The organism is Paenirhodobacter hankyongi (genome assembly GCF_003664585.1).
Classification (GTDB): domain Bacteria; phylum Pseudomonadota; class Alphaproteobacteria; order Rhodobacterales; family Rhodobacteraceae; genus Rhodobacter; species Rhodobacter hankyongi.
In genome coordinates this window covers 42,351-68,798 of record NZ_RCHI01000017.1, presented here as the reverse complement: position 1 = coordinate 68,798, position 26,448 = coordinate 42,351, and the positions used below count along the sequence as shown (strand labels likewise).

The 26,448-nt window shown below is 69.3% G+C and carries 28 protein-coding genes; 7 read left to right on the top strand and 21 right to left on the bottom strand.

Translation table 11 applies throughout. The annotated features are described in order from the left end of the window. Positions 1-196 precede the first annotated feature (196 nt). Entirely contained in the window at positions 197-1,591 is a 1,395-nt protein-coding gene (locus tag DYS74_RS15375; RefSeq protein WP_121534571.1) for an LLM class flavin-dependent oxidoreductase, read from the top strand. A gap of 166 nt (positions 1,592-1,757) precedes the next feature. Here DYS74_RS15375 and DYS74_RS15370 read toward each other — a convergent pair whose 3' ends face one another. From DYS74_RS15370 to DYS74_RS15310, 13 genes are all read right to left on the bottom strand, one after another. Beyond that, complete coding sequence (locus tag DYS74_RS15370) at positions 1,758-2,978, bottom strand: acyl-CoA dehydrogenase family protein (protein WP_121534570.1); 1,221 nt, start codon at positions 2,976-2,978, stop codon at positions 1,758-1,760. Between the two features lie 94 nt (positions 2,979-3,072). Beyond that, the gene (locus DYS74_RS15365; RefSeq protein ID WP_121534569.1) at positions 3,073-4,488 is read right to left on the bottom strand and encodes an FAD/NAD(P)-binding protein; all 1,416 of its coding nucleotides are present in this window, start codon (positions 4,486-4,488) and stop codon (positions 3,073-3,075) included. Next, entirely contained in the window at positions 4,485-5,126 is a 642-nt protein-coding gene (gene ribB / locus DYS74_RS15360; RefSeq protein WP_121534568.1) for a 3,4-dihydroxy-2-butanone-4-phosphate synthase, read from the bottom strand. The genes DYS74_RS15365 and ribB overlap by 4 nt, the downstream gene beginning before the upstream one ends. Before the next feature lie 12 nt (positions 5,127-5,138). After that, the gene (locus DYS74_RS15355) at positions 5,139-6,002 is read right to left on the bottom strand and encodes an amidohydrolase family protein (protein WP_121534567.1); all 864 of its coding nucleotides are present in this window, start codon (positions 6,000-6,002) and stop codon (positions 5,139-5,141) included. Positions 6,003-6,012: 10 nt separating this feature from the next. After that, positions 6,013-7,140: an FMNH2-dependent alkanesulfonate monooxygenase gene (gene ssuD, locus DYS74_RS15350; RefSeq protein WP_121534566.1), complete on the bottom strand. Its 1,128-nt coding sequence runs from the start codon at positions 7,138-7,140 to the stop codon at positions 6,013-6,015. Beyond that, complete coding sequence (locus tag DYS74_RS15345; RefSeq protein ID WP_121534565.1) at positions 7,137-8,591, bottom strand: LLM class flavin-dependent oxidoreductase; 1,455 nt, start codon at positions 8,589-8,591, stop codon at positions 7,137-7,139. Before DYS74_RS15345 ends, ssuD begins: the two co-directional genes overlap by 4 nt. Before the next feature lie 14 nt (positions 8,592-8,605). Next, on the bottom strand, positions 8,606-9,163 hold the full coding sequence (locus DYS74_RS15340) for an NAD(P)H-dependent oxidoreductase (RefSeq protein WP_121534564.1): 558 nt from the start codon (positions 9,161-9,163) through the stop codon (positions 8,606-8,608). 292 nt (positions 9,164-9,455) lie between these two features. Continuing rightward, positions 9,456-10,259: an ABC transporter permease subunit gene (locus DYS74_RS15335; protein ID WP_121534563.1), complete on the bottom strand. Its 804-nt coding sequence runs from the start codon at positions 10,257-10,259 to the stop codon at positions 9,456-9,458. After that, the gene (locus DYS74_RS15330; protein WP_121534562.1) at positions 10,259-11,167 is read right to left on the bottom strand and encodes an ABC transporter permease subunit; all 909 of its coding nucleotides are present in this window, start codon (positions 11,165-11,167) and stop codon (positions 10,259-10,261) included. Before DYS74_RS15330 ends, DYS74_RS15335 begins: the two co-directional genes overlap by 1 nt. Next, positions 11,164-12,303: an ABC transporter ATP-binding protein gene (locus DYS74_RS15325; RefSeq protein ID WP_121534561.1), complete on the bottom strand. Its 1,140-nt coding sequence runs from the start codon at positions 12,301-12,303 to the stop codon at positions 11,164-11,166. The genes DYS74_RS15330 and DYS74_RS15325 overlap by 4 nt, the downstream gene beginning before the upstream one ends. 60 nt (positions 12,304-12,363) lie before the next feature. Further along, positions 12,364-13,449 carry a polyamine ABC transporter substrate-binding protein gene (locus DYS74_RS15320; protein WP_121534560.1) on the bottom strand — a complete coding sequence of 362 codons (1,086 nt, stop codon included), beginning with the start codon at positions 13,447-13,449 and terminating at the stop codon, positions 12,364-12,366. A 36-nt stretch (positions 13,450-13,485) separates the two neighbouring features. Next, on the bottom strand, positions 13,486-14,808 hold the full coding sequence (locus DYS74_RS15315; protein ID WP_121534559.1) for an NAD(P)/FAD-dependent oxidoreductase: 1,323 nt from the start codon (positions 14,806-14,808) through the stop codon (positions 13,486-13,488). Further along, complete coding sequence (locus DYS74_RS15310) at positions 14,808-16,157, bottom strand: glutamine synthetase family protein (RefSeq protein ID WP_121534558.1); 1,350 nt, start codon at positions 16,155-16,157, stop codon at positions 14,808-14,810. Before DYS74_RS15310 ends, DYS74_RS15315 begins: the two co-directional genes overlap by 1 nt. Positions 16,158-16,279: 122 nt before the next feature. Here DYS74_RS15310 and DYS74_RS15305 point away from each other — a divergent pair, with 122 nt between their 5' ends. Continuing rightward, positions 16,280-16,960, top strand: a complete 681-nt coding sequence (locus tag DYS74_RS15305; RefSeq protein ID WP_121534557.1) for a GntR family transcriptional regulator — start codon at positions 16,280-16,282, stop codon at positions 16,958-16,960. Positions 16,961-16,963: 3 nt separating this feature from the next. Here DYS74_RS15305 and DYS74_RS15300 read toward each other — a convergent pair whose 3' ends face one another. From DYS74_RS15300 to DYS74_RS15270, 7 genes are all read right to left on the bottom strand, one after another. Next, complete coding sequence (locus DYS74_RS15300) at positions 16,964-17,215, bottom strand: WGR domain-containing protein (protein WP_183077556.1); 252 nt, start codon at positions 17,213-17,215, stop codon at positions 16,964-16,966. A 130-nt stretch (positions 17,216-17,345) separates the two neighbouring features. Next, positions 17,346-18,527: a plasmid replication protein RepC gene (repC, locus tag DYS74_RS15295; protein ID WP_183077555.1), complete on the bottom strand. Its 1,182-nt coding sequence runs from the start codon at positions 18,525-18,527 to the stop codon at positions 17,346-17,348. A gap of 174 nt (positions 18,528-18,701) precedes the next feature. Next, on the bottom strand, positions 18,702-19,664 hold the full coding sequence (gene repB / locus DYS74_RS15290; protein ID WP_121534594.1) for a plasmid partitioning protein RepB: 963 nt from the start codon (positions 19,662-19,664) through the stop codon (positions 18,702-18,704). Further along, a complete protein-coding gene (repA, locus tag DYS74_RS15285; RefSeq protein WP_121534555.1) occupies positions 19,661-20,854 on the bottom strand; it encodes a plasmid partitioning protein RepA in 1,194 nt (397 codons plus the stop codon). The genes repB and repA overlap by 4 nt, the downstream gene beginning before the upstream one ends. 209 nt (positions 20,855-21,063) lie before the next feature. Then, positions 21,064-21,213 (bottom strand): entericidin A/B family lipoprotein, encoded by a 150-nt coding sequence (locus tag DYS74_RS15280; RefSeq protein ID WP_394342974.1) that lies wholly within the window; start codon positions 21,211-21,213, stop codon positions 21,064-21,066. A 146-nt stretch (positions 21,214-21,359) separates the two neighbouring features. Beyond that, positions 21,360-21,764 carry a type II toxin-antitoxin system VapC family toxin gene (locus DYS74_RS15275; protein ID WP_121534554.1) on the bottom strand — a complete coding sequence of 135 codons (405 nt, stop codon included), beginning with the start codon at positions 21,762-21,764 and terminating at the stop codon, positions 21,360-21,362. After that, on the bottom strand, positions 21,764-22,015 hold the full coding sequence (locus DYS74_RS15270) for a type II toxin-antitoxin system Phd/YefM family antitoxin (protein ID WP_121534553.1): 252 nt from the start codon (positions 22,013-22,015) through the stop codon (positions 21,764-21,766). The genes DYS74_RS15275 and DYS74_RS15270 overlap by 1 nt, the downstream gene beginning before the upstream one ends. Before the next feature lie 169 nt (positions 22,016-22,184). On the opposite strand from DYS74_RS15270, the gene pqqA reads away from it, so the two are divergent. The 5 genes from pqqA to pqqE are packed head-to-tail and all read left to right on the top strand — an operon-like array spanning position 22,185 to position 25,300. Next, positions 22,185-22,280: a pyrroloquinoline quinone precursor peptide PqqA gene (gene pqqA / locus DYS74_RS15265; RefSeq protein WP_113901478.1), complete on the top strand. Its 96-nt coding sequence runs from the start codon at positions 22,185-22,187 to the stop codon at positions 22,278-22,280. A 5-nt stretch (positions 22,281-22,285) separates the two neighbouring features. Next, positions 22,286-23,179 (top strand): pyrroloquinoline quinone biosynthesis protein PqqB, encoded by an 894-nt coding sequence (pqqB, locus tag DYS74_RS15260; protein WP_183077562.1) that lies wholly within the window; start codon positions 22,286-22,288, stop codon positions 23,177-23,179. Continuing rightward, the gene (pqqC, locus tag DYS74_RS15255) at positions 23,176-23,937 is read left to right on the top strand and encodes a pyrroloquinoline-quinone synthase PqqC (RefSeq protein WP_121534551.1); all 762 of its coding nucleotides are present in this window, start codon (positions 23,176-23,178) and stop codon (positions 23,935-23,937) included. Before pqqB ends, pqqC begins: the two co-directional genes overlap by 4 nt. After that, a complete protein-coding gene (pqqD, locus tag DYS74_RS15250) occupies positions 23,934-24,212 on the top strand; it encodes a pyrroloquinoline quinone biosynthesis peptide chaperone PqqD (RefSeq protein WP_121534550.1) in 279 nt (92 codons plus the stop codon). The genes pqqC and pqqD overlap by 4 nt, the downstream gene beginning before the upstream one ends. Next, positions 24,209-25,300 carry a pyrroloquinoline quinone biosynthesis protein PqqE gene (gene pqqE / locus DYS74_RS15245; protein WP_121534549.1) on the top strand — a complete coding sequence of 364 codons (1,092 nt, stop codon included), beginning with the start codon at positions 24,209-24,211 and terminating at the stop codon, positions 25,298-25,300. Before pqqD ends, pqqE begins: the two co-directional genes overlap by 4 nt. On the opposite strand, the gene DYS74_RS15240 is transcribed toward pqqE, so the two are convergent. Continuing rightward, positions 25,297-26,241 (bottom strand): AraC-like ligand-binding domain-containing protein, encoded by a 945-nt coding sequence (locus tag DYS74_RS15240; RefSeq protein ID WP_121534548.1) that lies wholly within the window; start codon positions 26,239-26,241, stop codon positions 25,297-25,299. The two genes, pqqE and DYS74_RS15240, sit on opposite strands and share 4 nt — an antisense overlap. Positions 26,242-26,448 lie beyond the last annotated feature (207 nt).

The following is a 26,448-nucleotide window of genomic DNA, read 5'->3' as shown; positions in this document are numbered from 1 at the left end:
GCCCCCGAACCCGGCGCAGATCGACCGGTCTCGTTCATTGCCGCGGCGGGGGGGCGCCCGTAAATTACGACCAGAAAGGTCGTGCTTTCCCCGCGCCGGCTGGCGCCGCGACCCGATCCGCAACCCCCGCACCCTCCCCGTCGGCCCTGGCCGGAGCGGAGGGCTGCGCCCACCCCAACCGGGAGCCGTCAGGACAATGAGCAAGCAGATCCGCTTCAACGCCTTCGAGATGAACTGCATCGGGCACCAGTCGCCCGGGCTGTGGCGCCACCCGCGCGACCGCTCGTGGGAGTACAAGGACCTCGAGTACTGGACCGACCTCGCAAAGCTGCTGGAGACGGGCTTTTTCGACGCGATCTTCCTGGCCGACGTGATCGGCTATTACGACGTCTACAAGGGCAGTCTCGACGAGGCGCTGCGCCAGGGCGTGCAGGTTCCGGTGAACGACCCGCTGCAGCTTGCCAACCCGATCGCCCAGGCGACGCGGCATCTGGGCATCGGCATCACCGCCTCGACCTCGTTCGAGCATCCCTATACCTTCGCGCGCCGGCTCAGCACGGCCGACCACCACACCAGGGGGCGGATCGGCTGGAACATCGTCACCTCCTATCTCGAGAGCGGGGCGAAGAACGTCGGTCAGGGCGGGCTGCGCAGTCACGACAACCGCTATGACGTCGCCGCCGAATATCTCGAAGTGCTCTACAAGCTGCTCGAAGGCAGCTGGGAGGATGGCGCCGTGCTGCGCGACCGCAGCCGCGGCCTGTTCGCAGACCCTGCGAAGATCCACGAGATCGGCCACAAGGGCCGCTATTTCGACGTGCCGGGCTATCACCTGTGCGAGCCCTCGCCGCAGCGCACCCCGGTGCTGTTCCAGGCCGGCGCCTCGGGCGCGGGCAAGGCCTTCGCCGCCGAGCACGCCGAATGCGTGTTCATCTCGACGCCGCTGAAATCGGCGACCAGGGCCTATGTGAGCGAGATCCGCGCCCGCGCCGCCGCCGCCGGGCGCGACCCGAAGAAGGTGCTGATCTACGCGATGGCGACGATCATCACCGCCGAGACCGACGCGAAGGCGCGGGCGAAATACGAGGAATATCAGCGCTATGCCTCCTATGACGGGGCGCTTGTGCTGATGTCGGGCTGGACCGGCATCGACTTTGGCGCTTATGCGCCGACCGACACGGTGAAGAAGGTGCAGACCAATGCGATCGTCTCGGCGGTCGAGCATCTGGCCGGCGGCGACAAGGTGTGGACGATCGAGGAGCTGGCGAAATGGGGCGGCATCGGCGGCATGGGGCCGCTCTTCGTCGGCTCGGGCGAGACGGTCGCCGACCTGCTGCAGGACTGGGTCGAGGAGACCGGCATCGACGGCTTCAATCTGGCCTATGCGCTGGCGCACGAGACCTTCGCCGATGTCATCGGCCATGTCGTGCCCGAGCTGCAAAAGCGCGGCGTCTATGCCACCGGCTACCGCGAGGGCACGCTGCGCGACAAGCTCTTCGGCGACGGGCCGCGGCTGCCCGACACCCATCCCGCGCATCGCTACCGCGACATCGAGCGGGTGAAGCGCGAAGCGCCGGCCCTGGCCGAATGAGGGAATGAAACCGGCGCAGGTCCTGTCGGACCTGCGCCCCCGCCAAAAACAGTCCGGCCCCGACGACCGTCCTTTGCGTCGCCGGGGCCGAACCATGTTCACCGGGGCGCCGCGCGGGCCCGTTCAGGGAGGATCGGGGCCGGCACGACGGCCGGCCCCGCGCCCGTCATCCGGTCACCCGGCCGATCTGCCAGACATAGACCGGCTCGGTCCCGTTCACCGCATGATCGCCGAGGATCCGCTCCTTGTAGATCAGCGGGTTGTGGCTGGCCGCGGTGCGCGCATTGCGCCAGTGCCGGTCGAGCGCCAGCCCGGTCGCCGCGGCCGAGGCGCTGAGCGCGTTGAACACCTCGCTCGTCGCGCGCAGGGCAAGATCGGCACCCGCGACCTGTGCTGCGGCCGAGGCCAGCTCGGCGGCCACATTCGCTGCCTCGTCGGCCGCGGCATCGCCCGCCTGCGAGGTCTCATAGGCGTGTTGCGCCGCCCGCGCCGCCTCGAGCGTCGCCGCCCGCGCGGCAAAGGCGAAGGCCCGCGCCCGGCCGACCACCTGCAACACCTGCGGATCGTTGCGCACCACCGTTCCCGCCCCGTGCGAGAAGCCACGGGTGCGGCGGCGCACCTGCTCGCTGACGTCACGCACCGCCGCCGCCGCGGCCCCCGCCAGCACGGCGTCAAGGACAAGCTGATAGAAGGCGGTCTGATAGCGGAAGCGGGTGGCAAAGGGCACGAGGCCCGCGGCCTCGACGCGCGCCGCGCTATAGACCGTGGTGCCGGTGCCGGTCAGACGCTGGCCGAAGCCGGTCCAGTCGTCGCGCCGCTCCACCCCCGGCTGCGCCGTGGCCACGATCGCGATCACCGGCTCGCCGGTATCGGCGCGCGTCGCATAGGTGTCGATCCAGTCGGCGAAGATCGTGCCGGTGGAATAGAATTTCTCGCCGTCGACGCGGAAGCCGTCCGCCTCCGGCGTGACCTTGGTGATCGTGTCGCCGATCTTCACCTCGCCGACCTCGGTCCAGCCATTGCCGGCGATCTCGCCCGCACCAAAACGGCGCAGCCAGATCTCGCCCTCGGCCCGCGGCGCAACCAGCCGGTCCTCGACCAGCGCGAAATGCCCACGCAGCGCCTGCGCGATGTTGGTGTCGGCCTCGGCCAGGTCGATCAGCAGGTCGAAAAGCTGCACGAGGCTGGCCCCTGCCCCGCCGTAGTCGACCGGCACACGCAGCGCGGTGAAGCCGCTCTCCCTGAGCCAGCCGATCTCCTCGAAGGGCAGGATGCGCTCGCGCTCGCGGCGCAGCGCGCCCTCGGCGATGCGGTCGAAAACGGGCCGGAACCGGGCCTTCAGCGCCGCGGTGTCGGGGATCTCGGCCCAGGTGTCATGCAAGGTCATGGTCGTCTCCTGTCTGGCCCGGCCGGTCCGGCGGGCATGGGGGATCGGCCGGGCGCCACGCGGGCGCCCGCTCCGGGGGGCGATTTCGATCGGGTCAGGCGCTTTGGGCGACGGGCCGCGCCAGCGCGGCCAGCGCCTGCGCCAGACGGGCAGCGACCAGCTCGGCGTGCTGCGTCACCTCGGGAATGCCCATCAGCTCGCCCACATGGCCGCGCGCCAGCGGGCCGGCGACGAACAGGCCGGGCACCGGCCTGCCGTCCTGCCCGACGGCGCGGCAGCCCTCGGTCACATCGAGCCCGAGCTGCAGCGGATCGGCGCGGATCAGCCCGGCCGCAGCCATCGTGGCAAAAAGCGGCATCTCGTGCAGGATCGCGCCATGTGCCGGGCCGGTGGTCAGGATCACCGCATCGAAGAGACCCGCGCGCGCGCCCGCGCGCCGGTCGTGCCAGCGCACCTCGATCCCCGCGTCGCCCTCCTGCGCCGACAGCAGACGCCCCGCCACGATTGCAAGCCGTCCCTCGGCCAGGCGGCGCTCGATCACCGCCTCGAGCTGCGGCGCGATGCGGAAGCGGTGCACGTCCCACCACACCCGCAGCCGGCGCACCAGCCGCGCGCGCTCGCCCGGCGGCAGCGCCGCCCAGATCACCGGCCCGTCGCGGCGCACGTTGTCGAGCGCCGCCTGCCAGGGCAGGCCCGCCGCGGCGTCGGCCCGCACCGCCGCCCGGATCCGGCGCAGCAGCGCAAGCGCGGTGCGGGCGGGAGCGGTGGCGAAATCGGCCGGCGAGTCGGCATAGCCGAAGGCATGCCCGCGCGAGCGCAGGCCGCGCCGCGACAGCGCGACGATCCGGCCGGCGAAGCCCTGCCGGTCGAGACTGGCGATCACATCGGCCGAGGTCAGCCCGGTGCCGACGATCAGCACGTTCCTCGCGCGGCGCGCCAGCGCGCTCAGCCGCGCGCCGTCGCCGCTGTCGGCGATCAGCCGGTCCGAGCCGGCCAGCGGCGCAAAGACCGCGGGCACACCGGGCGGCGGGTGGCTGGTGGCCAGCACCACGAGATCGGCCACCAGCGTGCGTCCGTCGTCGCAGCCCAGGGTGAAGCGTGCCCCGCGCGCCAGCGTCACCGCCCGCGCCCGCAGATGCTCGACCCGCCCCGCGGCCAGCAGCGGCGCCAGCGCCCCGGCGACGTAATCGCCGACAAGGCCCCGCTGCACGAAAAGCTCGCCCGAGGCCAGCCGGGTTCCGGCCGAAAGCGCGGGCCGCTGCGTCTCGATCCAGGTCTGAAGCCCGCCCGGCGCGGCGCTGTCCATCGTCATCCGCACGGCCGGCACGTTGATGCGGTGGCTCGGGTCGCGGGTCGCATAGGCCAGCCCCTGGCCAAGCTGCGCCCGCGGCTCGATCACCACGATCCGCACCGGCCCGTCCAGCGCCCGCGCCAGATGAAAGGCCGTGCTCGCCCCGGTGAAACCGCCGCCGACGATCGCCACCACCGGCGGGTCTGCGGCCGCACTCATGCGACCGCCCCGACCGGCGCAGCCTCGCGCCAGGCGATCAGATCGGTGATCGCAAGCTGCGGAATGTCGTGGCGGCGCGCGAAGTCCGCCAGCGCCGCGCCGCGCATCATCGTGCCGTCGTCATGGACCAGCTCGGCCAGCACGCCGACACCGGGCAACCCGGCAAGCCGCGCCAGATCCCAGGCCGCCTCGGTATGGCCCGGCCGCGTCAGCACCCCGCCCGGCCGCGCCCGCAGCGGGAAGAGATGCCCGGGCCGGCGCAAAAGCGCGGGATCGGGCCGGCCGGCCAGCGTGCGCAGGGTCAGCAGCCGGTCCTCGGCCGAGACCCCGGTGCCGCAGGCCGCCGCGTCGCAGCTGACCGTGTAGGCGGTGCCGTTCGGGTCCTCGTTGCTCGCCACCATCGGCGGCAGGCCGAAGGCCGCGCAGCGCGCCGGATCGAGCGCGGCACAGACGATCCCCGTCGTGTGCCGCACCATGAAGGCCAGCTCGCGCACCCCCAGCGTCGCCGCGGCGCCGATCAGGTCGCCCTCGTTCTCGCGGTCCTCGTCATCGGTGACAAGGACAAGCCGGCCCTCGGCGAGGCGGGCCAGCGCCAGGCGGATCTGCGCATCCAGCGCGGAAAAACGGATATCGGTCATCGTGGTGCCCTTTCAGCCGGCCGCCAGGCCCAGAAGCCGCGCCGCATTGTCATGGAAGAACCGGCCAAGCACCTCCTCGCGCAGGCCCAGTTTCAGCGCGTCCTCGATGCTCTGCCCGATCGGGCGGAACGGATAGGACGAGCCGAACAGAAGCTGGTCGCCAAGCCAGCCGTTCGCGGCCTCGACATAGGCCTGACTGCCGGCCTGGAAGAGGTACATGTCCGGGATGATGTGGATCGTCTCGTGCCGGAAGGCGAGGCCGAGGATGTCCTGCACATTCGGCCAGTAGCCGTGGAAGACGCCGATCTTCAGCGTCGGGAACAGCCGCGCCACCGCGGCCAGCCCGGCGGGGTCGTTGAACCGCGGCGCGGGCGTCGTCGGCCCGCTCATCAGGAAGACCGGCACGCCCTCGGCCGCGGCCCATTCGTAAAGCGGCAGATAGGCCGGATCGTCCGGGTGCCGCGGCGGCGTGCCGAAGCCGGGCTCGAGGTCGATGCCGCGCAGCCCGAGCGACCCCACCGCGCGGCTTGCCTCGGCGATCGCCCCCTCGGGCCCCTGCAACACCGGATCGACCGCACCGATGCCGCTCAGCCGGGCGGGATCGAGCGCGACGATCCGCGCGATCTCGTCATTCGGCAGATGCTGCGTCGGGGTGTGGCGGCCGACGACCACGGCGCGCGTCAGGCCCGCATCGCCGATCTCGGCCAGAAAGCCCGCCTCGGTGGCGGACCGGGTGAAATGGGTGTCTGGCCCGCGGGTGCCGACCCGGCGGTTGAGCCAGCGCACGGTGTCGAAGTCGGAGGTGCCGGGCGTCCTGCCGAAGAAATCGTGCAGGAAGGCCGGGCGGCAGCGCATGTCGATGACGGGAAAGGTCATGGGTCAGTCCTCAGGAAGCGGCCCGCGCACGCACGTCGAAGGCACCGCCGGTCTGGCTCGTGCCCTGCTCGGTCACGGCCGCCTTGCCGATGCGCGGGAAAATCAGTTCGGCGAAGCGGATCGCCTCCTCGAGATGCGGATAGCCCGACATCACGAAGGTCTCGATGCCAAGCGCCTGGTACTCGCGCATCCGCGCGACCACCGTGTCGGGATCGCCGACAAGCGCGGTGCCCGCGCCGCCGCGCACCAGACCGACCCCGGCCCAGAGGTTGGGGGCGACCTCGAGCCGGTCGCGCCGACCACCGTGCAGCGCCGCCATCCGGCCCTGCCCGACCGAGTCCATGCGCGCGTAATTCGCCTGGGCGCGGGCGATGTCATCGTCGGTCAGCCGGCTGATCAGCCGCTCTGCCGCGGCCCAGGCCTCGGCCTCGGTCTCGCGCACGATGGCATGCAGACGAATGCCGAAGCGCACCTTGCGCCCCTGCGCCGCCGCCTGTGCGCGCACATCGGCGATCTTTTCCGCCACGGCCTCGGGCGGCTCGCCCCAGGTCAGATAGACATCGACATGCTGCGCGGCGAGCGCATGCGCCGCGGGCGACGAGCCGCCGAAGTAGAGCGGCGGGTACGGGCGCTGCGGGCCGGGATGGACGTTCCGCGCCCCCTCGACCCGGATGTGCCGGCCCTCGAAATCGACCGTCTCGCCGGCCATCAGCCGCTTCCACACGGTCAGGAATTCCCCGGCATTCTCGTACCGCCCGTCATGGCTGAAGAAGGCGCCGTCGGCGGCCAGCTCGCGCGGGTCACCCCCCGGCACGACATTGAGCAAGAGCCGCCCACCAAGCGCCGCATCCAGCGTCGCCGCCTGCCGCGCCGCCGCCGTCGGCCCGCTGATCGAGGTGCGCAGCGCCACCAGAAGCTTCAGCCGCCGCGTCACCGGCGCCAGCGCCGCCGCCACCACCCAGGGGTCGAGGCAGCTTGCCCCGGTCGGGATCAGCATCCCGTCATAGCCGAGCCGGTCGGCGGTGGTGGCGATGTCGCGCAGATAGTCGGGCTCGGGCGCCCGGCCGAAATCCGAGGTGCCAAGATAGCGCGTGTCGCCCGAGGTGGGCAGGAACCAGAAGATCTCGGGCGCGCTCATTCCGCCGCCTCCGAAACATGGCCCAGCCCTTCGAAGGCCGAGGGGCGCGAGGCGTCGGCCACGCTCTCGCGGCCGATGTAATGGCGGCGCCACTGCGCGGCAGGGTGGCTGTCGCGGGCCAGACCGCCCACATCGCCCAGAAGCTTCTCGCGCAGCGTGCCGGGGGCATAGCCCTGCTGCGCGCGGCCGCGCTTGCGCAGCTCCGGCACCACGAAATCGATGAAATCGGTGGTCGAGGCCGGGGTGATCGCATAGGCGAGGTTGAAGCCGTCGATGCCGCCCTCGTCGACCCAGCGTTCGAGCGCATCGGCCACCGTCTGCGGCCCGCCGACCAGCACCGGGCCAAGCCCGCCGATCGCGCGCTTGCGGATCACGTCGCGCACCGTCCAGGCCGCACCATCGGCGGCAAGCGATTCCAGCGTGGTGCGCAGGCTGTCGTTCTCGACCGCGGTCAGCGGCTGATCGGGATCGAGCGTCGAGAAATCGAGCCCGGTCCAGCCGCCGTAAAGCGCCAGCGCCCCCTCGGCGCTCGCATAATCGAGGTATTCCTCGTATTTGCGCTGCGCCGCCTCGTCGGTCGGGCCGGTGATGACGGTGAGCAACGCGAAAATCTTCAGGCTGTCGGCCTCGCGCCCGGCCGCGGCCACCTCGGCGCGGATCGCGTCGGTCAGCTTCTTCGCGGTCTCGGGGCTGGTCGCCAGCACGAACATCGCCTCGGCGTGACGGGCGGCGAACGCCCGGCCGCGCGCGCTTGCCCCGGCCTGGAAGATCACCGGCGTGCGCTGCGGCGAGGGCTCGCACAGATGGAAGCCGGGCACCTTGAAATACTCGCCCTCGTGGCGGATCGGGTGCACCTTCGTGGCATCGGTGAAGATGCCCTTCTCCTTGTCGCGCAGCACCGCGCCCTCTTCCCAGCTGCCCTCCCACAGCTTGTAGGTGACTTCCATGTACTCCTCGGCGAGGTCATAGCGCGCATCATGGCCGATCTGCCGGTCAAGGCCGATATTGCGCGCCGCGCTGTCGAGGTAGGACGACACCACGTTCCACGCCACGCGCCCCTTGGTCAGGTGATCGAGAGTCGAGAGCCGGCGGGCCAGCAGATAGGGATGCTCGAAGGTCACCGCCGCGGTGATGCCGAAGCCGAGGTTGCGGGTCACCGCCGCCATCGCCGAGATCGCGCCGAACGGGTCGTTCACCGGCACCTGCGCCGCGTCGTGCAGCGCCGCCTCGGCAGAACCGCGATAGACGTCATAGACGCCCACCACATCGGCGATGAACAGGCTGTCGAAAGCCCCCCGTTCCAGCTCGATCGCGAGGTTGGTCCAATACTCGAGGTCATTGTAGCGCGATGCCTGGCTCGACGGATGCCGCCAGGTGCCGGCCGCCTGATGACCAACGCAGGTCATGTCGAAGGCATTGAGAATGATGCGTTTCTTCGCTTGGGTGGTCATCTGGGTCTCCGGTCTCAGCCGGCCACGCGCACTGGCGCGGCGACGGTGTGGGGAAGGTGCGGGGCGAATTGCGCCACCGCGCGGTCAAGCCGTTCGAGGATCGGGCCCGCGCGCAGCGCGCCATCGGCGAAATCGGCCGCCGAGGCATAGAGCCCGGTCGGCAGGGTGATCGCCTCGAAGAAGCCGAACAGCGGCCGCAGCTGGTGTTCGATCACCAGCGCATGCCGGTCGCCGCCGCCGCAGGCCGCCAGCAGGACGGGCTTGCCGGCCAGCGCCTCGGGCTCGATCAGGTCGAGGAAATGCTTGAAGAGGCCCGTGTAGCTGCCCTTGAACACCGGGCTTGCGACGATCAGCGCATCGGCCGCGAGGAACGCCGCCCGATGGCGGTCGAGCGTGGCATCCCTACCCTCGCGCAGGGCGCCGAAGCCGGGGCCGAGGTCATCGACATCGAACACATGGGCATGGCCGCCGAAACGGGCGGTGGCGCGGGCCGCTGCGGTCTCGACCAGCGCGCGGGTCTTGGACGGCCGGCTCCAGGAACCGGCAAAGGCTGCGAAACGGGGACCGGACATGGCGGCTCCAAATGACGACTTTATCTGTAGAGATTTGATAATATCTGGAACGCCCTGAGGCCATTCCAAACTCTGCGGCATTTGGAGGTGAAAACCGTTGTCCCGACCGCGACCCGGAGAAGGGATTTCTGCGATCGCGGGTTCTGCGCACCGACGGAGCGGATCGAGCCCGGCGGCCGGCCGGGGGCGCCGCCGGTCCGGGCGGCGCGGGCGCAGGAGAGAGACTCGGAGGTCGACGGCAGCGCTTTCGCGCCATGCGCGCGGGCCGGGGTCACCCCCGACCCGCCGGTTTTCAGCGCGTCTGCGCGGCGGCGCGGCGCATCTGCCAGCTCGCCAGCACGATCACCACCGAGATTGCGGCGATGACCAGGGTGGCCAGCGCATTCACCTCGGGGCTGACGCCCAGCCGGACCTTCGAGAAGATCACCATCGGCAGGGTCGAGGCCCCGGGCCCGGTGACGAAGGCTGACACCACGAGGTCATCGAGGCTGATGGTGAAGACCAGAAGCCAGGACGAGATCAGCGCAGGCGCAAGCGCGGGCAAGGTGACGTCGAAGAACACCCGCAACGGCCGCGCGCCGAGATCCAGCGCCGCCTCCTCGACCGAACGGTCGAGCGCGCTCATCCGCGAGCCGAGCACCACGGTCGCATAGGCCGCGCCGAAGGTCGCATGCGCGATCACCAGCGTGTCGACGCCCCGCCCCGCGGGCCAGCCGAAGATCCCCTCGAGCGCCACGAACAGAAGCAGCATCGAGAGGCCGGTGATCACCTCGGGCATCACGAGCGGCGCCGTCACCGCCCCGCTCAGCAGCATGCGGAAGCGGAAGCGGCCGAAACGGGCCAGCGCATAGGAGGCGAGCGTGCCGATCACCGTGGCGAGCGTCGCCGACATCACCGCGACGCGCAGGCTGATCCAGGCGGCATCGAGGATCTGCTGATCCTCGAGCAGCGCGGCATACCATTTCGTCGAGAAGCCGCCCCAGACGGTCACCAGCTTCGACTCGTTGAAGCTGAAGACGACGAGCGACAGGATCGGCGCATAGAGGAAGACGAAACCGAAGATCGCGACAAGGCGCAGGGAAACAGAGCGGCGCATCAGGCGTTCTCCTCCTTTTCCGACTGGGTGCGCTGCAACAGGCCGATGGGCAGCACCAGCACCACGAGCATCACGATCGCCACCGCCGAGGCCACCGGCCAGTCGCGGTTCGAGAAGAACTCGTTCCACAGCACCGAGCCGATCATCAGCGTCTTCGGCCCGCCCAGAAGCGCGGGGATGACGAATTCGCCGACCGCCGGGATGAAGACCAGCAGCGCGCCGGCGATGATCCCGGGCACCGACAGCGGCAGCGTCACGGTGACGAAGGTCACGAAGGGCCGCGCGCCGAGATCGGCCGAAGCCTCGAGCAGCGCCTCGTCAAGCTTCACCAGCGTCGAGTAGAGCGGCAGGATCATGAACGGCAGATAGCTGTAGACGATGCCCAGATAGACCGCGAAATCGGTCTGCAGGATCACCAGCGGCTCGTGAATGATCCCGGTCGCCATCAGCAGGCCGTTCAGCAACCCGTTGCCCTTCAGGATCCCGATCCAGGCGTAGACGCGCAGAAGGAACGAGGTCCAGAACGGCAACACCACTAGCATCAGCAGGATGTTGCGCCGGTTCGACGGCGCGCGCGCGATGACATAGGCCATCGGATAGCCGATCAGCAGCGCGATCACCGTCGACACCGCCGCCATCTTCAGCGAGCCGAGATAGGCGAGCAGGTAGAGCGGGTCCTCGGTCAGGAACTGGAAATTGCCGAAGTTGAGCGAGATGTTCAGCACCCCCTCGGCCCAGTCCCAGATCGGCAGATAGGGCGGCCGCGCGATCACCGATTCCGAGACCGCGATCTTTGCCAGAACCACGAAGGGCAGCAGGAAAAAGAGGCCCAGCCAGACGAGCGGCACCGCCACCACCGCGGCGCGCCCCTCGATCCGCAGCCAGCCCGCAAGCGCACGCAACCTCATGCCGTCACCACGACGCTTGCCGCGCCGTCCCAGCCGATCTCCACCTCTTCGCCGGCGCGGATCGCGTCGTCATCGCTGCGCAACCGGTTGGTCTGGCTCACCTTCACCGGCTTGCCGGTGGGCAGGGTGACGTGAAAGACCGACAGGTTCCCCATGTAGGAGACGTCCTCGACCCGCGCCCGCAGCCGGTTCGCCACGGTCTCGGGCAGGCGCCGCTCGATCGCGATCTTCTCGGGCCGCAGCGCCACCGCCACCGGCTGCCCCTTCACGCCGCTGATCCCGTGCGAGACCAGGATCTCGCTGCCGGTATCGGGCGAATGGATCGTCGCGTGATCCTCGAAATCGCCGGCAATCCGGCCCTCGAACAGGTTCACCGAGCCGATGAAATCGGCGACGAACCGGCTTTGCGGATATTCGTAGACGTCATGCGGCGTGCCGACCTGCATGATCTCGCCCGCGGTCATCACACCAAGCCGGGTCGAGAGCGTCATCGCCTCCTCCTGGTCATGGGTGACGACGACGAAGGTGACGCCGAGCGTCTCCTGGATCTTGATGAGCTCGCGCTGCGTCTCCTCGCGCAGCTTCTTGTCGAGCGCGCCAAGCGGTTCGTCGAGCATCAGAAGCTTCGGCTTGCGGATCAGCGCACGCGCCAGCGCCACGCGCTGCCGCTGCCCGCCCGAGAGCTGATGCGGCTTGCGCGCAGCCAACCCGTCAAGCTGCACCAGCGAGAGCATCTCGGTGACCCGGGTCGCCACCTCGGCCCGTTTCACCCCGTCGCGCTTCAGCCCGTAGGCGATGTTCTTCTCGACGCTCATGTGCGGGAACAGCGCATAGGACTGGAACATCATGTTGGTGTCGCGCAGATAGGGCGGCACGCCCGACATGTCCTCGCCGTCGATCAGGATCTGACCCGAGGTGGGCGTCTCGAACCCGGCCAGCATCCGCAACAGCGTGGACTTGCCGCAGCCCGACCCGCCCAGCAGGCAGAACAGCTCGCCGCGATAGATGTCGAGCGAGACGTCGTTCACTGCCGTGTAGGAGCCGAACCGCTTCGTCACGTTGCGGATCTGCAGGAACGGGGCGACAGCGGGATCCTCCCACGGCCGCGCACCGCGCGCCGCGATGGCTTCGGTCATTCTTCTTCTCCCTGTCAGAATGGATGCGGCCATCCCCCCTGAAGGGATGGCCGCCTGCCGTCATTGTCCGGTCTTCAGCGTGGTCCAGGCGCGGGTCAGCGCGCGGTCATAGCGCTGCTTGTGCGGGCGCGCGGTGTAGAGCTTGTCCATCACCTCGGGCGCCGGGTAGATGCCGGGATCCTCGCGCACCTCGGCGGCGACAAGCGGCGTCGCCCTGGCATTGACGTTGGCGTAGAAGACGTGGTCGCTCACCGCCGCCGCCACCTCGGGCCGCAGGAAGTAATCGATGAACTTCAGCGCGTTCTCCGGATGCGGCGCGTCCGAGGGGATGGCCAGCATGTCGAAACCGACCTGCGCCCCCTCCTTCGGGATCGCATAGGCCACACGCACCCCCTGCCCCGCCTCGGTGGCGCGGTTGCGCGCCTGCAGGATGTCGCCCGAATAGCCGACCGTCAGGCAGATGTCCCCATTCGCCAGGTCGTTGATGTATTGCGAGGAATGGAAATAGCGGACATAGGGCCGCACCTTCGCCAGAAGCGCCATCGCGGCCTCCAGATCCTCGGTCTTCTCCGAGGTCGGATCGAGGCCCAGATAGTTCAGCGCCGCCGCGGTGATCTCGGACGGGGAATCGAGCAGCGCGATGCCGCAGCCTTGCAGCTTCGCCGCCTGCTCGGGATCGAAGAGCGCCGACCAGCTGTCGATGGTGTCGGAGCCAAGCCGCTCGGCGACCTTGTCGCGGTTGTAGCCGATGCCGATGGTGTACATCATGTAGGGCACGCCATAGGTGTTGCCCTCGTCATTGGTCGCGGCGATCGCCATCAGCTTCGGATCGAGATTGCCGTAATTCGCCAGCGCCGCCTTGTCGATCGGCTGGAACACCCCGGCCTGCGCCTGGCGCGCCATGAACTCGAGCGAGGGCACGACGATGTCGTAATTCGTCGAGCCGGTGAGCATCTTCGCCTCGACCACCTCGTTGCTGTCGAAGACGTCGTAATTGACCTTGATGCCGGTTTCCTTCTCGAAGCCCGGGATGGTGTCGGGGGCGATGTAATCCGACCAGTTGTAGATGTTCAACACCGGCTCTTCCGCCCCGGCCATCCCGGCCGAGGCGAGCGCGGCGAGCCCCGCCGCGATCATCTTGCGCATGGTATCCTCCCTGATTTTCTTTTTTGTGGCGGGCGTTTACACGCCCAGCCGGTCGCGCACCGCGTACCACCACGAGCCGATGACCGAGTAAGGCACACGGAACATCCGCCCGCCCGGGAACGGAATCCAGGGCATCTTCGCGAACATGTCGAAGCGGCTCTGGTCGCCGTGGATCGCCTCCGACAGGATCCGCCCGAAGGTGTGCGAGCCGGTCACGCCATGGCCGGAATAGCCATGCGCGAAATAGGTGTTGGCGCCGATCCGGCCCATCTGCGGCACGCGCGAGAACGACAGCGCGAAGTTGCCCGACCAGGCATAGTCGATCTTCGTGCCCTTCAGCTGCGGGAAGACCTTCTCGAGGTTCTTCCACAGCTTCGCCTTGATGTCCTTCGGATCGGTGCCGCCATAGACGGTGCCGCCCCCGAACAAGAGCCGGTTGTCCGCCGACATGCGATAGTAATCAAGGATGTAGCGCACGTCCTCGATGCAGACGTCCGACGGCATCAGCTGCCGCGCCAGCGTCTCGCCAAGCGGTTCGGTCGCCATCACCTGGGTCGAGACCGGCATCACCCGCCACTCGAGCGTCGGCACGACATGGCCGAGATAGGCGTTGCCGCACAGCACCATGACCTTCGCCACGACCTTGCCCTTCGCCGTGCTCAGCGAGGGCCGCGCCGAGGCGGTGTCGACCGAGGTCACCGGCGACATCTCGAAGATCGTGCCGCCAAGCCGCTCGATCGCCGCCGCCTCGCCAAGGGCGAGGTTCAGCGGGTGCATGTGGCCGCCCTTGTGGTCGATCATGCCCCCCGCATAGAGGTCCGAGGCGGCGTGCGCGCGCATCTCGTCGCGGCTCAGCATCTCCTGGCTCTCTATGCCATAGCTGCGCCACAGCTTGCGCCGCGCCTCGAGCTCGCGCATGTGCGCCTGCGTCAGCCCGGCAAAGACGTTGCCCTGCTTGAGATCGCACTTGATGTCATAGGTGGCGATCCGCTCGCGGATGATGTCGCCGCCCTCGGTGACCAGGCTCGCGACGAATTTCGCCGCATCCGCGCCATAGCGCCGGCCGATCGTCTGCAGGCTGGCGTTCAGCCCGTTCACGATCTGCCCGCCGTTGCGCCCCGACGCGCCCCAGCCGATCCGCGCGCCCTCGACCACCGTCACCTTGTAGCCCTTCTCGGCCAGGTGCAGCGCCGTCGACAGGCCGGAATAGCCCGCGCCAAGCACGCAGACATCGGTCTCATGCGTGCCCACCAGCTCGGCGCGCAGCGGCGCCGGGTTGGCCGAGGCGGCATAATAGCTGCCGGTATGGGCGCCATTGCCGGCATAGGGGTGGTTCGGGAAGGTGGGCTGGGCGTTCATCAGACGGCCTCCAGGTAGGAGTGATATTCGAAATCGGTGACATGGCGGGTGAAGCGGCGCAGCTCCTGCAGCTTGCACTGCACGAACATCCGGCGCAGGCGCTTGGAGAAGACCTGCTCGACATGCACGCCCTTCTCGAAGGCCTCGATCGCCGAGGCCCAGTCGGGCGGCAGGGTCTCGATCACCTGCGTATAGGCATCGCCCACCAGCGGCGCGGGCGGCTCCCATTGCCCCTCGATGCCCAGCAGCGCGCCCCCGAGGATCGAGGCGAGCACCAGATAGGGGTTGGCATCGGCGCCGGCCACGCGGTGCTCGATCCGCCGTGCCTTGTGGCTGCCGCCCGGGATGCGGATCGCGACGGTGCGGTTCTCATAGCCCCAGGCGACCGAGGACGGCGCATGCGAGCCCGGCAGCAGCCGGCGATAGGAGTTCTCGTGCGGTGCGAAGACCAGCGTGTTCTCGGCCATCGTCCGGATCAGACCGGCGACGGCGTGGCGCATCACCTCGGTGCCCTCCTCGCCGCCATTGTCGAAGACGTTGCGGCCCTCGGCGTCGATCAGCGAGAAATGCACATGCATCCCCGATCCGGCACGGTCGCCATAGGGTTTCGCCATGAAGGTCGCCGCGAACCCGTGCTTGCGGGCGATGCCGCGCACCAGCCGCTTGAACAGCACCGCATCGTCGGCCGCCTCGAGCGGGTCGGCCACGTGCATCAGGTTGATCTCGAACTGCCCTGCCCCGTTTTCCGAGATCGCCGCATCGGCCGGAATGCCCTGCGCCGCGCAGGCGTCATAGACCTCGTTCAGGAAGGCGTCGAAATGCTGCAATTCGTCCAGCGACAAGGCCCCGTCGCTGTCGAGCCGCTTGCCGGTCACCGGCGAGCACGGCGGCTGCGGCGCGGCATTCGACGGGTCGACGACATAGAATTCAAGCTCGGTCGCCACGACCGGCGTCAGGCCAAGCGCCTTGTAGCGCTCGACGATCGCGGCCAGCGCCCGGCGCGGATCGCCCGGGAAGGGCTCGCCGTTCTCGGTCCGCATCCACAGCTGCGCAAAGGCCGCCGGCCGCGCCGTCCAGTCGACCGGGATCAGCGGGCGGCCGGTGAAATCGCACAGCCCGTCGGCATCGCCGGTGTCCCACACCAGTTCGTTGCCCTCGATGTCCTCGCCCCAGATGTCCATGCCCAGAAGCGACAGCGGCATCCGCAGCCCGCCGGAGACGATCTTCTCGACCTGATCGACCGGCACGCGCTTGCCGCGCATCACGCCGTTCAGGTCGCAGATGCAGGCGAAGATCGTCTCGATTTCGGGGCGGTCAGCCAGCCAGGCCGTCGCGTCCTCGGGTTCCATTGTGATGCTCCCTGGCATTTTGTGATATCTTTTCTAAATCTGTGATACACGTCTACCCTTGAGTCAAGCTTCAAAGCACGGCAGGATGGCGCGTCCCCCAGCCCAGGAAAGCCAAAGGCCCCATGACCGACTGCCCGCTCCCCGAAATTCCGCATCTCGCCGGGATGACCACGCAGGATTATGCCTATGCGCGGCTGCGCAACGCGGTGATGGTGGGGGCGCTGAAACCGGGCACGGCGCTGACCTTCCGCGGTCTGGCGCTGGCGCTCGGTCTCAGCCCGACGCCGATCCGCGAAGCGGTGCGCCGGCTCAGCACCGAGAATGCGATCGAGGTTCTCGGCAACCGTCGGCTGCGCGTGCCGCAGATGACGTCGGGCCGGTTCGAGGAGCTGGTCGAACTGCGCGTGCTGCTTGAAACCCACGCCGCCGGCCGCGCCCTGCCCTATCTGTCCGAGGTGGTGATCGACCGGCTCACCACGCTTGACGACCGGATGGATGCCGCGATCGCGGCGCATGACCTCGACGCGCTGACCCGGATGAATCAGGAGTTTCACAAGACGCTTTACGCGCTGAACCCGGATCAGGCGACGATCCCGCTGATCGAGAGCATCTGGCTGCAACTCGGCCCGTTCCAGCGTCAGGTGATCGAGGATATCGCGGCGATCACCATGGTCGACCACCACAAGGAGATGCTGGCGGCGATGCGGGCCCGCGACGCGGCGGCGCTGCGCGTGGCGCTCGAGCGCGACATCCATGACGGTTCGATCCGTGCCGGCCGGACGATGCTCGCTGCTGCGGGCTGAGCCCTAGAACAGCGGCAGCTGCACCGGGATCACCGCATAGCCGCGGCGCAGCTTCAACGCCTTCAGCCGCTCGCAGGCGGCCTCGGCCTCGGCGAGCGTGGCGAGGTAGATCGTCAGGCTGCCGCCGCCGGCGCGGCCGATCGGTCCCCAGCGACGGACAAGACACCACTCGCCGAACAGCGTCTGCGTGACGCTGATCTCGTAGAACCGGCGCTGGCGCCGGATGTGGTTGATCTTCTCGAGCCGGATCTGCACGGTGGCCTCCCTGGTCCCGCTTCCTAGCGCATCGCGCGGCCGAGGAAATCCCCCTTCGACGCGGCGCCCGCAAAGTTGACAGCTGTCAACACCCTCCGCCTGCCGGCACCGGTTGACAGCTGTCAACCGATCACGCCGCGCGGGTGTTGTCGGCCCGCAGAAGCGCCATCACCATCGGCCCCGGCGAGAAGCCACCCGCCGCCGCCTTGGCGGAAAGCGAGCGCAGATAACCGCCCGGGCTGCGGATCTCGGACGCGCGTTGCAGCATGCAGGCGAGTGTTACCGCCGCCGCACCATCGCCCATCGTCGCCCGCGCCTCGCGCCAGGCGTCGGCGCTGATGCCGAGCATCGGCCGGACGAAATCGGCAACGCCCACCAGCTCGTGCCAGCTGTCGACGCCATGCGGCGCATAGTCGAGAAGATCGGGACAGGATTTGAGCACAAGGTAAAGCGGCAGTTTCGGTACCGCCCGGTCGGGCTCTGGCGCCTCGGCCTCCGCCAGCCCTTCCTGTTCACTGGAAGGTTCAGATTCAGAGAGGAGTCTGTTTGAATCCTGTATGTGCCGCTCGGATTCGAGGGCATTGCCGCTCATTTCTTCTGACTCGACCGGAGACAGACGGGCATTCACGGCCTCGAGCAGATCCGCCGCCTCGAGCCCCAGGGCTTCGAGCGCCCCGGCATCGAGCTTGCGACGCAGGCAGCGGGCCATCAGCCGCGCGCGATCGGCGAGCGCATCCCAGTTCCCGCCCAGCTCCTCGCCAAAGGCAATCAGCTTGCTCGCATCGCGCAGACGCAGCACCACGGATTCGCGCAGACGCTTCAGCCGCAGGTTGGCCGCCCGCGCTGCCTCGGCCGCCGCCGCGATCTCGGTGGCACGCACGAGCAGGGGACGCAGATCGAAACCGAAGGCCACCGCCAGCCCGCCATCCATCCCGCGCGCGGCATAGCGCTTGCCGTTCGGGCTGTCGTGGCGCAGCACCAGCCCGGCGCGCACGAGGGCCGCCAGATGCCGGCGCAGGGTCGATTCCGCCATGCCATGCGTGCGCTCGCCAAGGGCCGCGTTCGAGGGGAAGACGATGGTGCCGTCGCCCTCGGCCAGCTGCAGATGCGGATGAAAGCTGACCAGCGCCGAGAGCACGGCGAGATCCCGGTCCGAGATGCCAAAGGCCGCGCGCGCCGCGGTCAGGTCGCGCAGGATCGCCCATTTGTCGGGCGCCGTGGCGGGCAGGGGGGCCTCGGCCAGGGCGCGCTGTGCCAGATGGCCAGCCGCGACCGGCCGCCGCCCGAAGGGCGTCGTGGAAATGTGCTGCATTCAGTCTTCACGAGGCAAAAAGAAATCGGCCACCGCAGGTGCGATGTTGACAGCGATTCGTCGGGCCGGTATTTCTTGAGGTGCTAGATCAAGAACGGGCCTCTCGGGATGTCATGTCCTGGGGGGCTTTTCTCTATTGGCCGGGTCGTGCCTCCTTGGTTGCGGGTGACGGGATCATGCGCCCTCGCTCCACTTGCGGTGCAGCGCGGGAAGTTCGGTCAGAAGCCAGTCCTCGAAGCCACGGTCGAGGCGCTTCTCGAAGCGCAGGGTCAGGCGGCCGCCGCGACGCTCGGCCTCGGCCAGCGGCATGCCGTTCACACTGTCGATGCGCTGCGGGGCAGGGCGGTTGCGGGCGGGTTTCGGGCCCTTGGCATAGGCAAGCGCCGCCTCGAACCGCGCGTCCGAGGTCGCCCCGCCCGAGAGGTTCACCATCGCCACGACCTCGGAGGGGGCATGATCGCCCGCCTCGATCGCATCGGCGAGCGCAAGCCAGCGGTCGCGGCCCACCGAAGGGGCGGCGCCGATCGCCTCGACGATTTCGGGGGCGACCCGCTCGGCCACGGAAAGCAGGCGCGAAATCAAGGTCTTGTCCATCGACAGCGTGTCGCCGATAAGCTTGCGGTCATAGCCCGCGGCGATCATCTGCCGGGCGAAACTGGCCTTCTCGATGAAGGAGAGATCGCGGCGCGCGGTGTTTTCCTGCCCCTGCGCGATCAACAGGTCACGGTCGTCGAGCGCACGGACCAGCGCCTTGACCGGGCGGCCGAGGTCGCGCAGCGCGAGCACCCGGCGGCGGCCATAGACGATCTGATAGCGGCCCTCGGCCGAGGGATGCGGGCGCACCAGCACCGGCACCTGCTGGCCATATTCGGCGATCGAGGCGCGCAGCGCGGCATCCTCGGCATCGTCGCTTTCCAGCCGGTCCTGCACGCCGCCCGCGTCGATCAGCGCCGGATCGATCTCGACCAGCGCGCGGGCCTGCAGATCGGCGACCGAGCGCGAGATCGCGCCGATCGCGCCACGGGCGAAACGCGGCCGGTCCGGATCGAGCCCCGAGACCGAGGGGCCCGGGGCGGGGGAGGGGGTCTGCGGATCGGTCGGGCCCATCAGCCCGCTGAGAAGGTTCTTCCGGCTCATCCGCGCCCCCATGCCTTCTGGATCAGCCCCTCGATCTCGCCATTGACCGCGTTCAGGCTTTCCATCGCGCGGTCATAGGTGGCGCGGGTGAACTGCGCCTTGTCGATCTCGTAGAGCGTCTGCTTGGTGATCCCGGCATCCGAGATCGCGGTCGATTTCAACACCGTGTGGTTCAGCACATGCTCGCCGAAGAGGGCGCGCATGAAGCTGACCATCTGGTTTTGCGGCCCGTCGCCGGGCTCGTAACGGGTGATGACATAGCGCAGCCAGTCGTATTCCATGTTGCCGCCCGCATCGGCGACGACGCCGAGCAGGTTCGAGGTCATCAGCAGGAACTGGCACATCGACATCACGTCGAGCATCTGCGGATGCACGGTGACGAGAACGGCAGTGGCGGCGGAGAGCGCACTCATGGTCAGGAACCCAAGCTGCGGCGGGCAATCGATGATGACGAGGTCATAATCGGCCTCGACCTCTGCCAGTTTCTCCGCGATCCTGGTAAAGAACATCTGACCGGAGCGCGCGGCGAGCACACGGGGGGTGTCGTGCTCGAACTCCATCAGATCAAGGTTGCCCGGAATCAGGTCGAGATTGGTGAAATAGGTCTTGCGGATCACCTCGCGCAGGGCGACCGGCTCGTCATAGCGGATCGCGTCGTAGAGCGTGCCGCCGTCGAGCAGGTCGAATTCCGGCTGGAACCCGTGCAGGGCGGACAGCGAGGCCTGCGGGTCGAGGTCGATCGCCAGCACCCGATAGCCGTCGAGTGCGGTCTTCTGCGCCAGATGCGCGGCGGTGGTGGTCTTGCCCGAGCCGCCCTTGAAGTTGATGACGGTGATCACCTGCAGGTGGTCGTGGCGGCCGTCCGCATGGGTGCGCCGGCCGGGCAGGTAGGTGCCGGGCACCTTCGCGCCCTGTTCGAGCAGCCGGCGCAGCGCCATGATGTCATCGGGGGTGTAGAGACGGCGGCCGCCGGGGCCGGTCTCGGGCTGCGGGCCGCGGCCCTCGAGGCTGAGCTTGCGCAGATAGGCGTCCTTGACGCCCAGCAGATCGGCGACCTCGCCCGAGGTGAAGCGGCGCAGCTGCTTGTGCGCATCGGGCGGGAACAGCTGCGCGCGATGCGCGAGCAAACGCTCCGATAGCTTCGCGGCATGTTCGCCCACGAGCCGGTCAATCCGGGTCTGTTCCGTCATCTGCTGCCCTCGGCCGAAGCGTTTGTTACGCTCTTTGGCGATTATTTCTCTGCTTGGCGTAAATGAATGCGGCAGAATCGGGATTCGGGCAAGCCCTTTTTCCCACAGCAGCCTGTGGATAACTTTCCGCGCGCGCGAACGAGGGCAGGGGGCGGCGGGGCGGTCCCCCGGGACGGGGAACCGGCTTTCCGTTCCGGCGGGCGCCGGGCTTACATGTCGGACTGCGCCTTGCCGGCCTCCCGCGTCACCGCCGCGCCGGCGGCCTGCATGTCCCGGCCGGCGCCCTTGACGGTTTCGCAGGCGGCGAGCGCGCTAAGGGCCAGCATCAGGATCAGGGTCTTGGGCATCTTGGTCTCCATCACGTTTCCCTCCCGAACGCGCCTGCGCGGATCGGGTTCCGGCACAGCCTAACCGGCCCCGCGGCGCGACAGAAGAGCCTTGTCGAGGACAGGCTTCACGAACGCCGGACCGACCCGCGCCCAAACCGGCTCTGCTCCGGCCGAAATCAGCCGAACGGGTCTTCGAGCCGGCAGCCGGTGGGCAGGAAATCGGCGGTGTTGCCGGTGACCACGGTCGCATCGAGGGCGAGTGCGGTGGCGGCGATCAGCAGGTCCGCGCCGGCATGGCCGATCTCGGCCGAAAGCCGGCCCCAGATCCGCGCCTCCTCGGCGCCGAAGGGCAGGAGCCGGTCCGAGAAGAGCGTCACCGTGCGCGACAGCCAGGCCCGCAGATCCTGCGCGAAGGCCGGGTTCAGCACCTCCTGCCGGGCGATGCCGCGCTCGATCTCGCCCAGTGTGATCACGGAGAGATACAGCTCCTCGTCGCGTTGCCGCGCCAGCCAGGCCGAGACCGCGGGGCTGCGTTCGGGCCGGCGCAGAGCCGAAATCACGTTGGTGTCGAGGATCAGCATCAGAAGGCGACGTCGCGGGGCGTGACCGCGGGGCGATCCTCGGGCAGGGCGCCGCCTGCAGGGAAGGCGCGCAGATGCGCGGCGAAAGAGCCGCGATGCGCCGTCGCCGCGGCCTGCATCCGGGCGTAATCGGCGGCCGAGAGCACCACAACGGCGGGCTTGCCGCGCCGGGTCACCTGCTGCGGCTGGCCCGCAAGCGCGGCCTCGACCACGGCGGAGAAACGGTTCTTGGCGTCTTGCAGCGTCCACATGGCGGGCCTCCTGTCCAGCTACCTATCTAGATAGGTCCGGATGGGCCCGGAATCAACCCCTGCCGCGCCCGCATCTCCGACCAAAGGAGGGATCGCGCGACCCGGGGACGATCTGGCAGCATGGGGCTATCGCCCGACGCCACGGGCGCAACCTCGGGAGGAGAGACCTATGGCCTGGACGAAACCGGTTCTGCGCGAAATCGAATGCGGCATGGAAATCAACATGTACGGCCCGTCGGAAGACGAAGGCGGCGTGCTGTTCTGAGCCCGTTGCGACTGCGCATCCTGGGCGCCGCAGCGGGTGGCGGGCTGCCGCAGTGGAACTGCGGTTGCCCGAACTGCACGGCCGCGCGGGCGGGCGAGATTGCGTCGCTGACGCAATCCTCGCTTGCCGTTTCGGGCGATGGCGGCGGCACCTGGGCGGTGCTGAACGCCTCGCCCGATATCCGCGCACAGCTGGCGGCGGCGCCCCCCCTGCACCCGACCGGGCCGCGGGCGGTGCCGCTTGCCTCGGTGCTGCTGACGAATGGCGATATCGACCACATCGCGGGGCTGCTGACGCTGCGCGAGATGCAGCGGTTCGACCTCTTCGCGACGCCCGCGATTCTGGGCGTGCTGGCGGCGAATCCGGTCTTTGACGCGCTGCGCCCCGATCTGGTCGCGCGCCGGCCGGTGGCCCTCGACACGCCCTTTCGGCTGGCACAGGGTCTTGAGGCGACGCTCTTCGCCGTGCCGGGCAAGGTGCCGCTCTACCTCGAGGGCGAGGTGGTCGAGACCGGGCTCGTCGGCGAGCAGACGGTGGGGGTCGAGTGTGTGGGGGCAGGGCGCCGGGTGCTCTACATCCCCGGCTGTGCCGCGATCACGCCCGCCCTTGCCGCGCGGATCGAGGGGGCGGACGTGCTGTTCTTCGACGGCACGCTGTGGCGCGACGACGAGATGATCCGGGCCGGGCTGGGCCACAAGACCGGCGCTCGGATGGGGCATCTGTCGATCTCGGGCCCCGGCGGCACGATCGCCGCGCTTGCCGGTCTGAACATCGGCCGGCGCGTCTTCGTGCACATGAACAACACCAACCCGGTGCTGCGCCCGGGCTCGGCCGAACGCGCCGAGGCCGAGGCGGCAGGCTGGACCATCGGACAGGACGGACTGGAGATCACCCCATGACGGAGCCCGCCGCTTCCCACGCCGGTTTCGAGGCGCGGCTGCGCCGCATCGGCGCCGAGCGCTATCACGACCTGCACCCGTTCCATCACCGGCTGCACGGTGGCGGCTGCACCCCCGATCAGGTGCGGGCCTGGGTCATCAACCGCTATTACTATCAGCATTCGATCCCGATGAAGGACGCGGCCTTCATGTCGCGGGTCGAGGACCCGGCGCTGCGCCGCGCCTGGCGCTCGCGGATCGAGGATCACGACGGCACCGACACGAACGAGGGCGGCATCCGGCGCTGGTTGCGGCTGGCGGAGGCCGTGGGGCTCGACCCCGATTATGTGGCGTCGTGCGAAGGCGTGCTGCCCGCGACGCGCTTTGCGGTCGATGCCTATGTCCGGTTCGTGCGGGAAAAGACCCTGCTCGAGGCGGTGGCGGCCTCGCTGACCGAACTCTTCGCCCCGGCGATCCATGCCCGGCGGATCGAGGGCTTGCTGCGCAACTATGCCTTCGCGAATGACGCCGCGCTGAGCTATTTCCGCGCGCGCCTGAACGAGGCGCCGAAGGATGTGGCCTTCGGGTTGCAATGGGTGCTCGACCACGCCGATACCGACGAGAAGCAGGATGCGGCGGCGAAGGCGCTGATCTTCAAGACCGACGTGTTGTGGGCCCAACTCGATGCGCTCGAATCGGCTTATGTGCTGCCCGCGCGGATCCCGCCCGGGGGCTGGGTGCCGGGCGAGGGGCTCATGTCCCGGGCGCGGGCGTCGTGATCGGGCCAGGCGAGGTGCCGCGCCTGCCGCGCGGCGTGCGGGTGCAACCCGACCGGGTGCGCGGGGGCTGGGTGCTGCTGGCGCCCGAACGGGCGGTGACGCTCGATGCCGTGGGCCAGGCGATCCTGGCCGAGGTCGACGGCAGCCGCAGTTTCGGCGAGATCTGCGCGCGTCTGGCCGCCGCCTTCGGTGCACCCGAGGCGCAGATCGCCGAAGATGCCGGCGGCTTCCTGAGCGCCCTGCGCGAGCGGCTGTTTCTGGAGGTGAGCCCATGACCCGCCCGCCGATCGCGATGCTGGCCGAGCTGACGCATCGCTGCCCGCTTGCCTGTCCCTATTGCTCGAACCCGCTCGATCTGGTGCGCGGCGCGGCCGAGATGGGCACCGAGGACTGGGCGCGGATCTTTCGCGAGGCGGCGGGTCTCGGCGTGTTGCAGCTGCACCTGTCGGGCGGCGAGCCGGCAGCGCGGCGCGATCTGGTCGATCTGGTGGCGGCGGCGCGGGCGGCGGGGCTTTACACCAACCTGATCACCTCGGGGATCGGGCTTACCGCGGCGCGGCTGAAGGCGCTCGATGCCGCGGGGCTCGACCATGTGCAGCTGTCGTTGCAGGGCACCGATGCGGCGATGGCCGATGCGATCGGCGGGCTCGAGGGCGCCTTTGCCCGCAAGCTCGAGGTCGCGCGGCAGATCGGCGAGATCGGCTTTCCCTTGACGCTGAACGCGGTGCTGCACCGGCGCAACCTGCATCAGCTGCCGCGCGCGATCGAGATGGCGCTCGAGCTGGGGGCGCGGCGGCTCGAGGTGGCGACGGTGCAGTTCCACGGCTGGGCGCTGCGCAACCGCGACGCGCTGATGCCGACCCGCGAGCAGGCGCGCGAGGCCGGGCGGATCGTCGCCGAGGCGCGCGCGCGGCTGCGCGGGCGGCTGGTGATCGACTATGTGCCGGCCGATTACCATGGCGACTATCCGAAGCGTTGCATGGGGGGCTGGGGCAGCACCGGGCTGAACGTCGCGCCCGACGGCACGGTTCTGCCCTGCCACGCGGCGCAGACCATCCCGGGGCTCGAGTTCTGGTCGGCGCGCGAGGTGCCCCTCGCCCGGATCTGGGCCGAGAACCCCGCCTTCAACGCCTATCGCGGCACCGAGTGGATGGCCGAGCCCTGCCGCTCGTGCGAGCGCAAGACGAAGGATTTCGGCGGCTGCCGCTGTCAGGCGATGGCGCTGGCGGGCGATGCGGGCGCGACCGATCCGACCTGCGTGAAATCGCCCCTGCACGCGGATCTGGCGGCGCGTGCCGGGGCGCATGCGGCGGCCGATGCCGCCTTCGTCTTCCGCCCGGCCCCGGGGCGCGTCGCAGTCTAGCCCTCGCCGCGCCGGCAGGCCGAGGGGGTGAGCCCGAACATCGCGCGGAACAGCCGCGAGAACTGCGCCTGATCGGAAAAGCCGAAGCGATAGGCGATGTCGGCGATCGAGGCGCCCGGCGTGGTGCGCAGCGCGTCGCGCGCCGCGATCAGCCGGCTTTCGCGGATGAACTGCGCCACCGTCGCATTCGTCTCACCAAAGAGCTCGTGCAGGTAGCGTTTCGAGATCGCACAGGCCTGCGCCACGGTCTCGGGCGTCAGATCGGGGTCGGAGAGGCGGGCGCGGATCACCTGCTCGGCCCGGCGCAGATGCGCGGCGCGAACGGCGCTGGTCGCGCCCTCGACCGCCTCGGACTGGCCGTCGAGCGCCAGCGCCAGCAGCTCGACCACCTGCCGGCCCAGCACCTCGGCCGCGTATTCGTCTGCCCGCGGCAGCCCCTGCAGCGCCCGCACCGTCTGGGTGAAGAGCCCCGCCACCCCGTCGCGCCCGTCGAAGACGCGGGCGCAGAACCGGTCCGGGCCGCGCAGTTTCTCCGACAGCGCGCGTTTCGAGATCTTCAGCACGCACAGCTCGTTCGTCGCGCCGTAGGAGAAGCGATAGGGCGCGTCGCCGCGCTCGATCAGGAAGCCCCCCGGGTCGCAGACCACCTCGCGGCCGAGCTGGCGGAAGGCCACCGGGCTCAGCCGCGGGATGGTGATCAGGAACTCCTCCTCGGCGCCGGCGCGGATGTGGCTGGGCAGGCGTTCGTATTGCGCGGGCTCGGTCATCAGCCGCGACAGCGACACCGGCCCCATCGAGCGCCGCTCGATCCGGCCCGAGAAGCGGGCGGCGTCGCGGAAGGTGAGGTCGAGCGGGAAATAGGCCTCGGCGATGGTGCCGGACCAGAACCGCGCGCGCAGCGGCGGGGCAACCTCGTCGGTGTGGCGGGCAACGACCTCCATGCGCAGTCTCCCGTTGCGCTTTTCGAATCGGTAACCGCGCCGCGCCCTGTCGATCAAGACGTTTTCGCGACAACTGTCCGGCGCGTGCACCCGGCGACAAATCCCGGTGCGCGCAGGAACAAAACCGGCCGCCCGGCGCGCTGAGTGACAAGTTTTTGCGCATCCGCGTGCAAGATCGCACCCCCCCGAGTCGCGCAGCCTGAAGGG

What these genes read in the sequence shown, in the direction of transcription:
- DYS74_RS15375 (WP_121534571.1), top strand. Translation starts at nt 197, where the DNA reads ATGAGCAAGCAGATCCGCTTCAACGCCTTCGAGATGAACTGCATCGGG.
- DYS74_RS15370 (WP_121534570.1), bottom strand. Translation starts at nt 2,978, where the DNA reads ATGACCTTGCATGACACCTGGGCCGAGATCCCCGACACCGCGGCGCTG.
- DYS74_RS15365 (WP_121534569.1), bottom strand. Translation starts at nt 4,488, where the DNA reads ATGAGTGCGGCCGCAGACCCGCCGGTGGTGGCGATCGTCGGCGGCGGT.
- ribB (WP_121534568.1), bottom strand. Translation starts at nt 5,126, where the DNA reads ATGACCGATATCCGTTTTTCCGCGCTGGATGCGCAGATCCGCCTGGCG.
- DYS74_RS15355 (WP_121534567.1), bottom strand. Translation starts at nt 6,002, where the DNA reads ATGACCTTTCCCGTCATCGACATGCGCTGCCGCCCGGCCTTCCTGCAC.
- ssuD (WP_121534566.1), bottom strand. Translation starts at nt 7,140, where the DNA reads ATGAGCGCGCCCGAGATCTTCTGGTTCCTGCCCACCTCGGGCGACACG.
- DYS74_RS15345 (WP_121534565.1), bottom strand. Translation starts at nt 8,591, where the DNA reads ATGACCACCCAAGCGAAGAAACGCATCATTCTCAATGCCTTCGACATG.
- DYS74_RS15340 (WP_121534564.1), bottom strand. Translation starts at nt 9,163, where the DNA reads ATGTCCGGTCCCCGTTTCGCAGCCTTTGCCGGTTCCTGGAGCCGGCCG.
- DYS74_RS15335 (WP_121534563.1), bottom strand. Translation starts at nt 10,259, where the DNA reads ATGCGCCGCTCTGTTTCCCTGCGCCTTGTCGCGATCTTCGGTTTCGTC.
- DYS74_RS15330 (WP_121534562.1), bottom strand. Translation starts at nt 11,167, where the DNA reads ATGAGGTTGCGTGCGCTTGCGGGCTGGCTGCGGATCGAGGGGCGCGCC.
- DYS74_RS15325 (WP_121534561.1), bottom strand. Translation starts at nt 12,303, where the DNA reads ATGACCGAAGCCATCGCGGCGCGCGGTGCGCGGCCGTGGGAGGATCCC.
- DYS74_RS15320 (WP_121534560.1), bottom strand. Translation starts at nt 13,449, where the DNA reads ATGCGCAAGATGATCGCGGCGGGGCTCGCCGCGCTCGCCTCGGCCGGG.
- DYS74_RS15315 (WP_121534559.1), bottom strand. Translation starts at nt 14,808, where the DNA reads ATGAACGCCCAGCCCACCTTCCCGAACCACCCCTATGCCGGCAATGGC.
- DYS74_RS15310 (WP_121534558.1), bottom strand. Translation starts at nt 16,157, where the DNA reads ATGGAACCCGAGGACGCGACGGCCTGGCTGGCTGACCGCCCCGAAATC.
- DYS74_RS15305 (WP_121534557.1), top strand. Translation starts at nt 16,280, where the DNA reads ATGACCGACTGCCCGCTCCCCGAAATTCCGCATCTCGCCGGGATGACC.
- repC (WP_183077555.1), bottom strand. Translation starts at nt 18,527, where the DNA reads ATGCAGCACATTTCCACGACGCCCTTCGGGCGGCGGCCGGTCGCGGCT.
- repB (WP_121534594.1), bottom strand. Translation starts at nt 19,664, where the DNA reads ATGAGCCGGAAGAACCTTCTCAGCGGGCTGATGGGCCCGACCGATCCG.
- repA (WP_121534555.1), bottom strand. Translation starts at nt 20,854, where the DNA reads ATGACGGAACAGACCCGGATTGACCGGCTCGTGGGCGAACATGCCGCG.
- DYS74_RS15280 (WP_394342974.1), bottom strand. Translation starts at nt 21,213, where the DNA reads ATGGAGACCAAGATGCCCAAGACCCTGATCCTGATGCTGGCCCTTAGC.
- DYS74_RS15275 (WP_121534554.1), bottom strand. Translation starts at nt 21,764, where the DNA reads ATGCTGATCCTCGACACCAACGTGATTTCGGCTCTGCGCCGGCCCGAA.
- DYS74_RS15270 (WP_121534553.1), bottom strand. Translation starts at nt 22,015, where the DNA reads ATGTGGACGCTGCAAGACGCCAAGAACCGTTTCTCCGCCGTGGTCGAG.
- pqqA (WP_113901478.1), top strand. Translation starts at nt 22,185, where the DNA reads ATGGCCTGGACGAAACCGGTTCTGCGCGAAATCGAATGCGGCATGGAA.
- pqqC (WP_121534551.1), top strand. Translation starts at nt 23,176, where the DNA reads ATGACGGAGCCCGCCGCTTCCCACGCCGGTTTCGAGGCGCGGCTGCGC.
- pqqE (WP_121534549.1), top strand. Translation starts at nt 24,209, where the DNA reads ATGACCCGCCCGCCGATCGCGATGCTGGCCGAGCTGACGCATCGCTGC.
- DYS74_RS15240 (WP_121534548.1), bottom strand. Translation starts at nt 26,241, where the DNA reads ATGGAGGTCGTTGCCCGCCACACCGACGAGGTTGCCCCGCCGCTGCGC.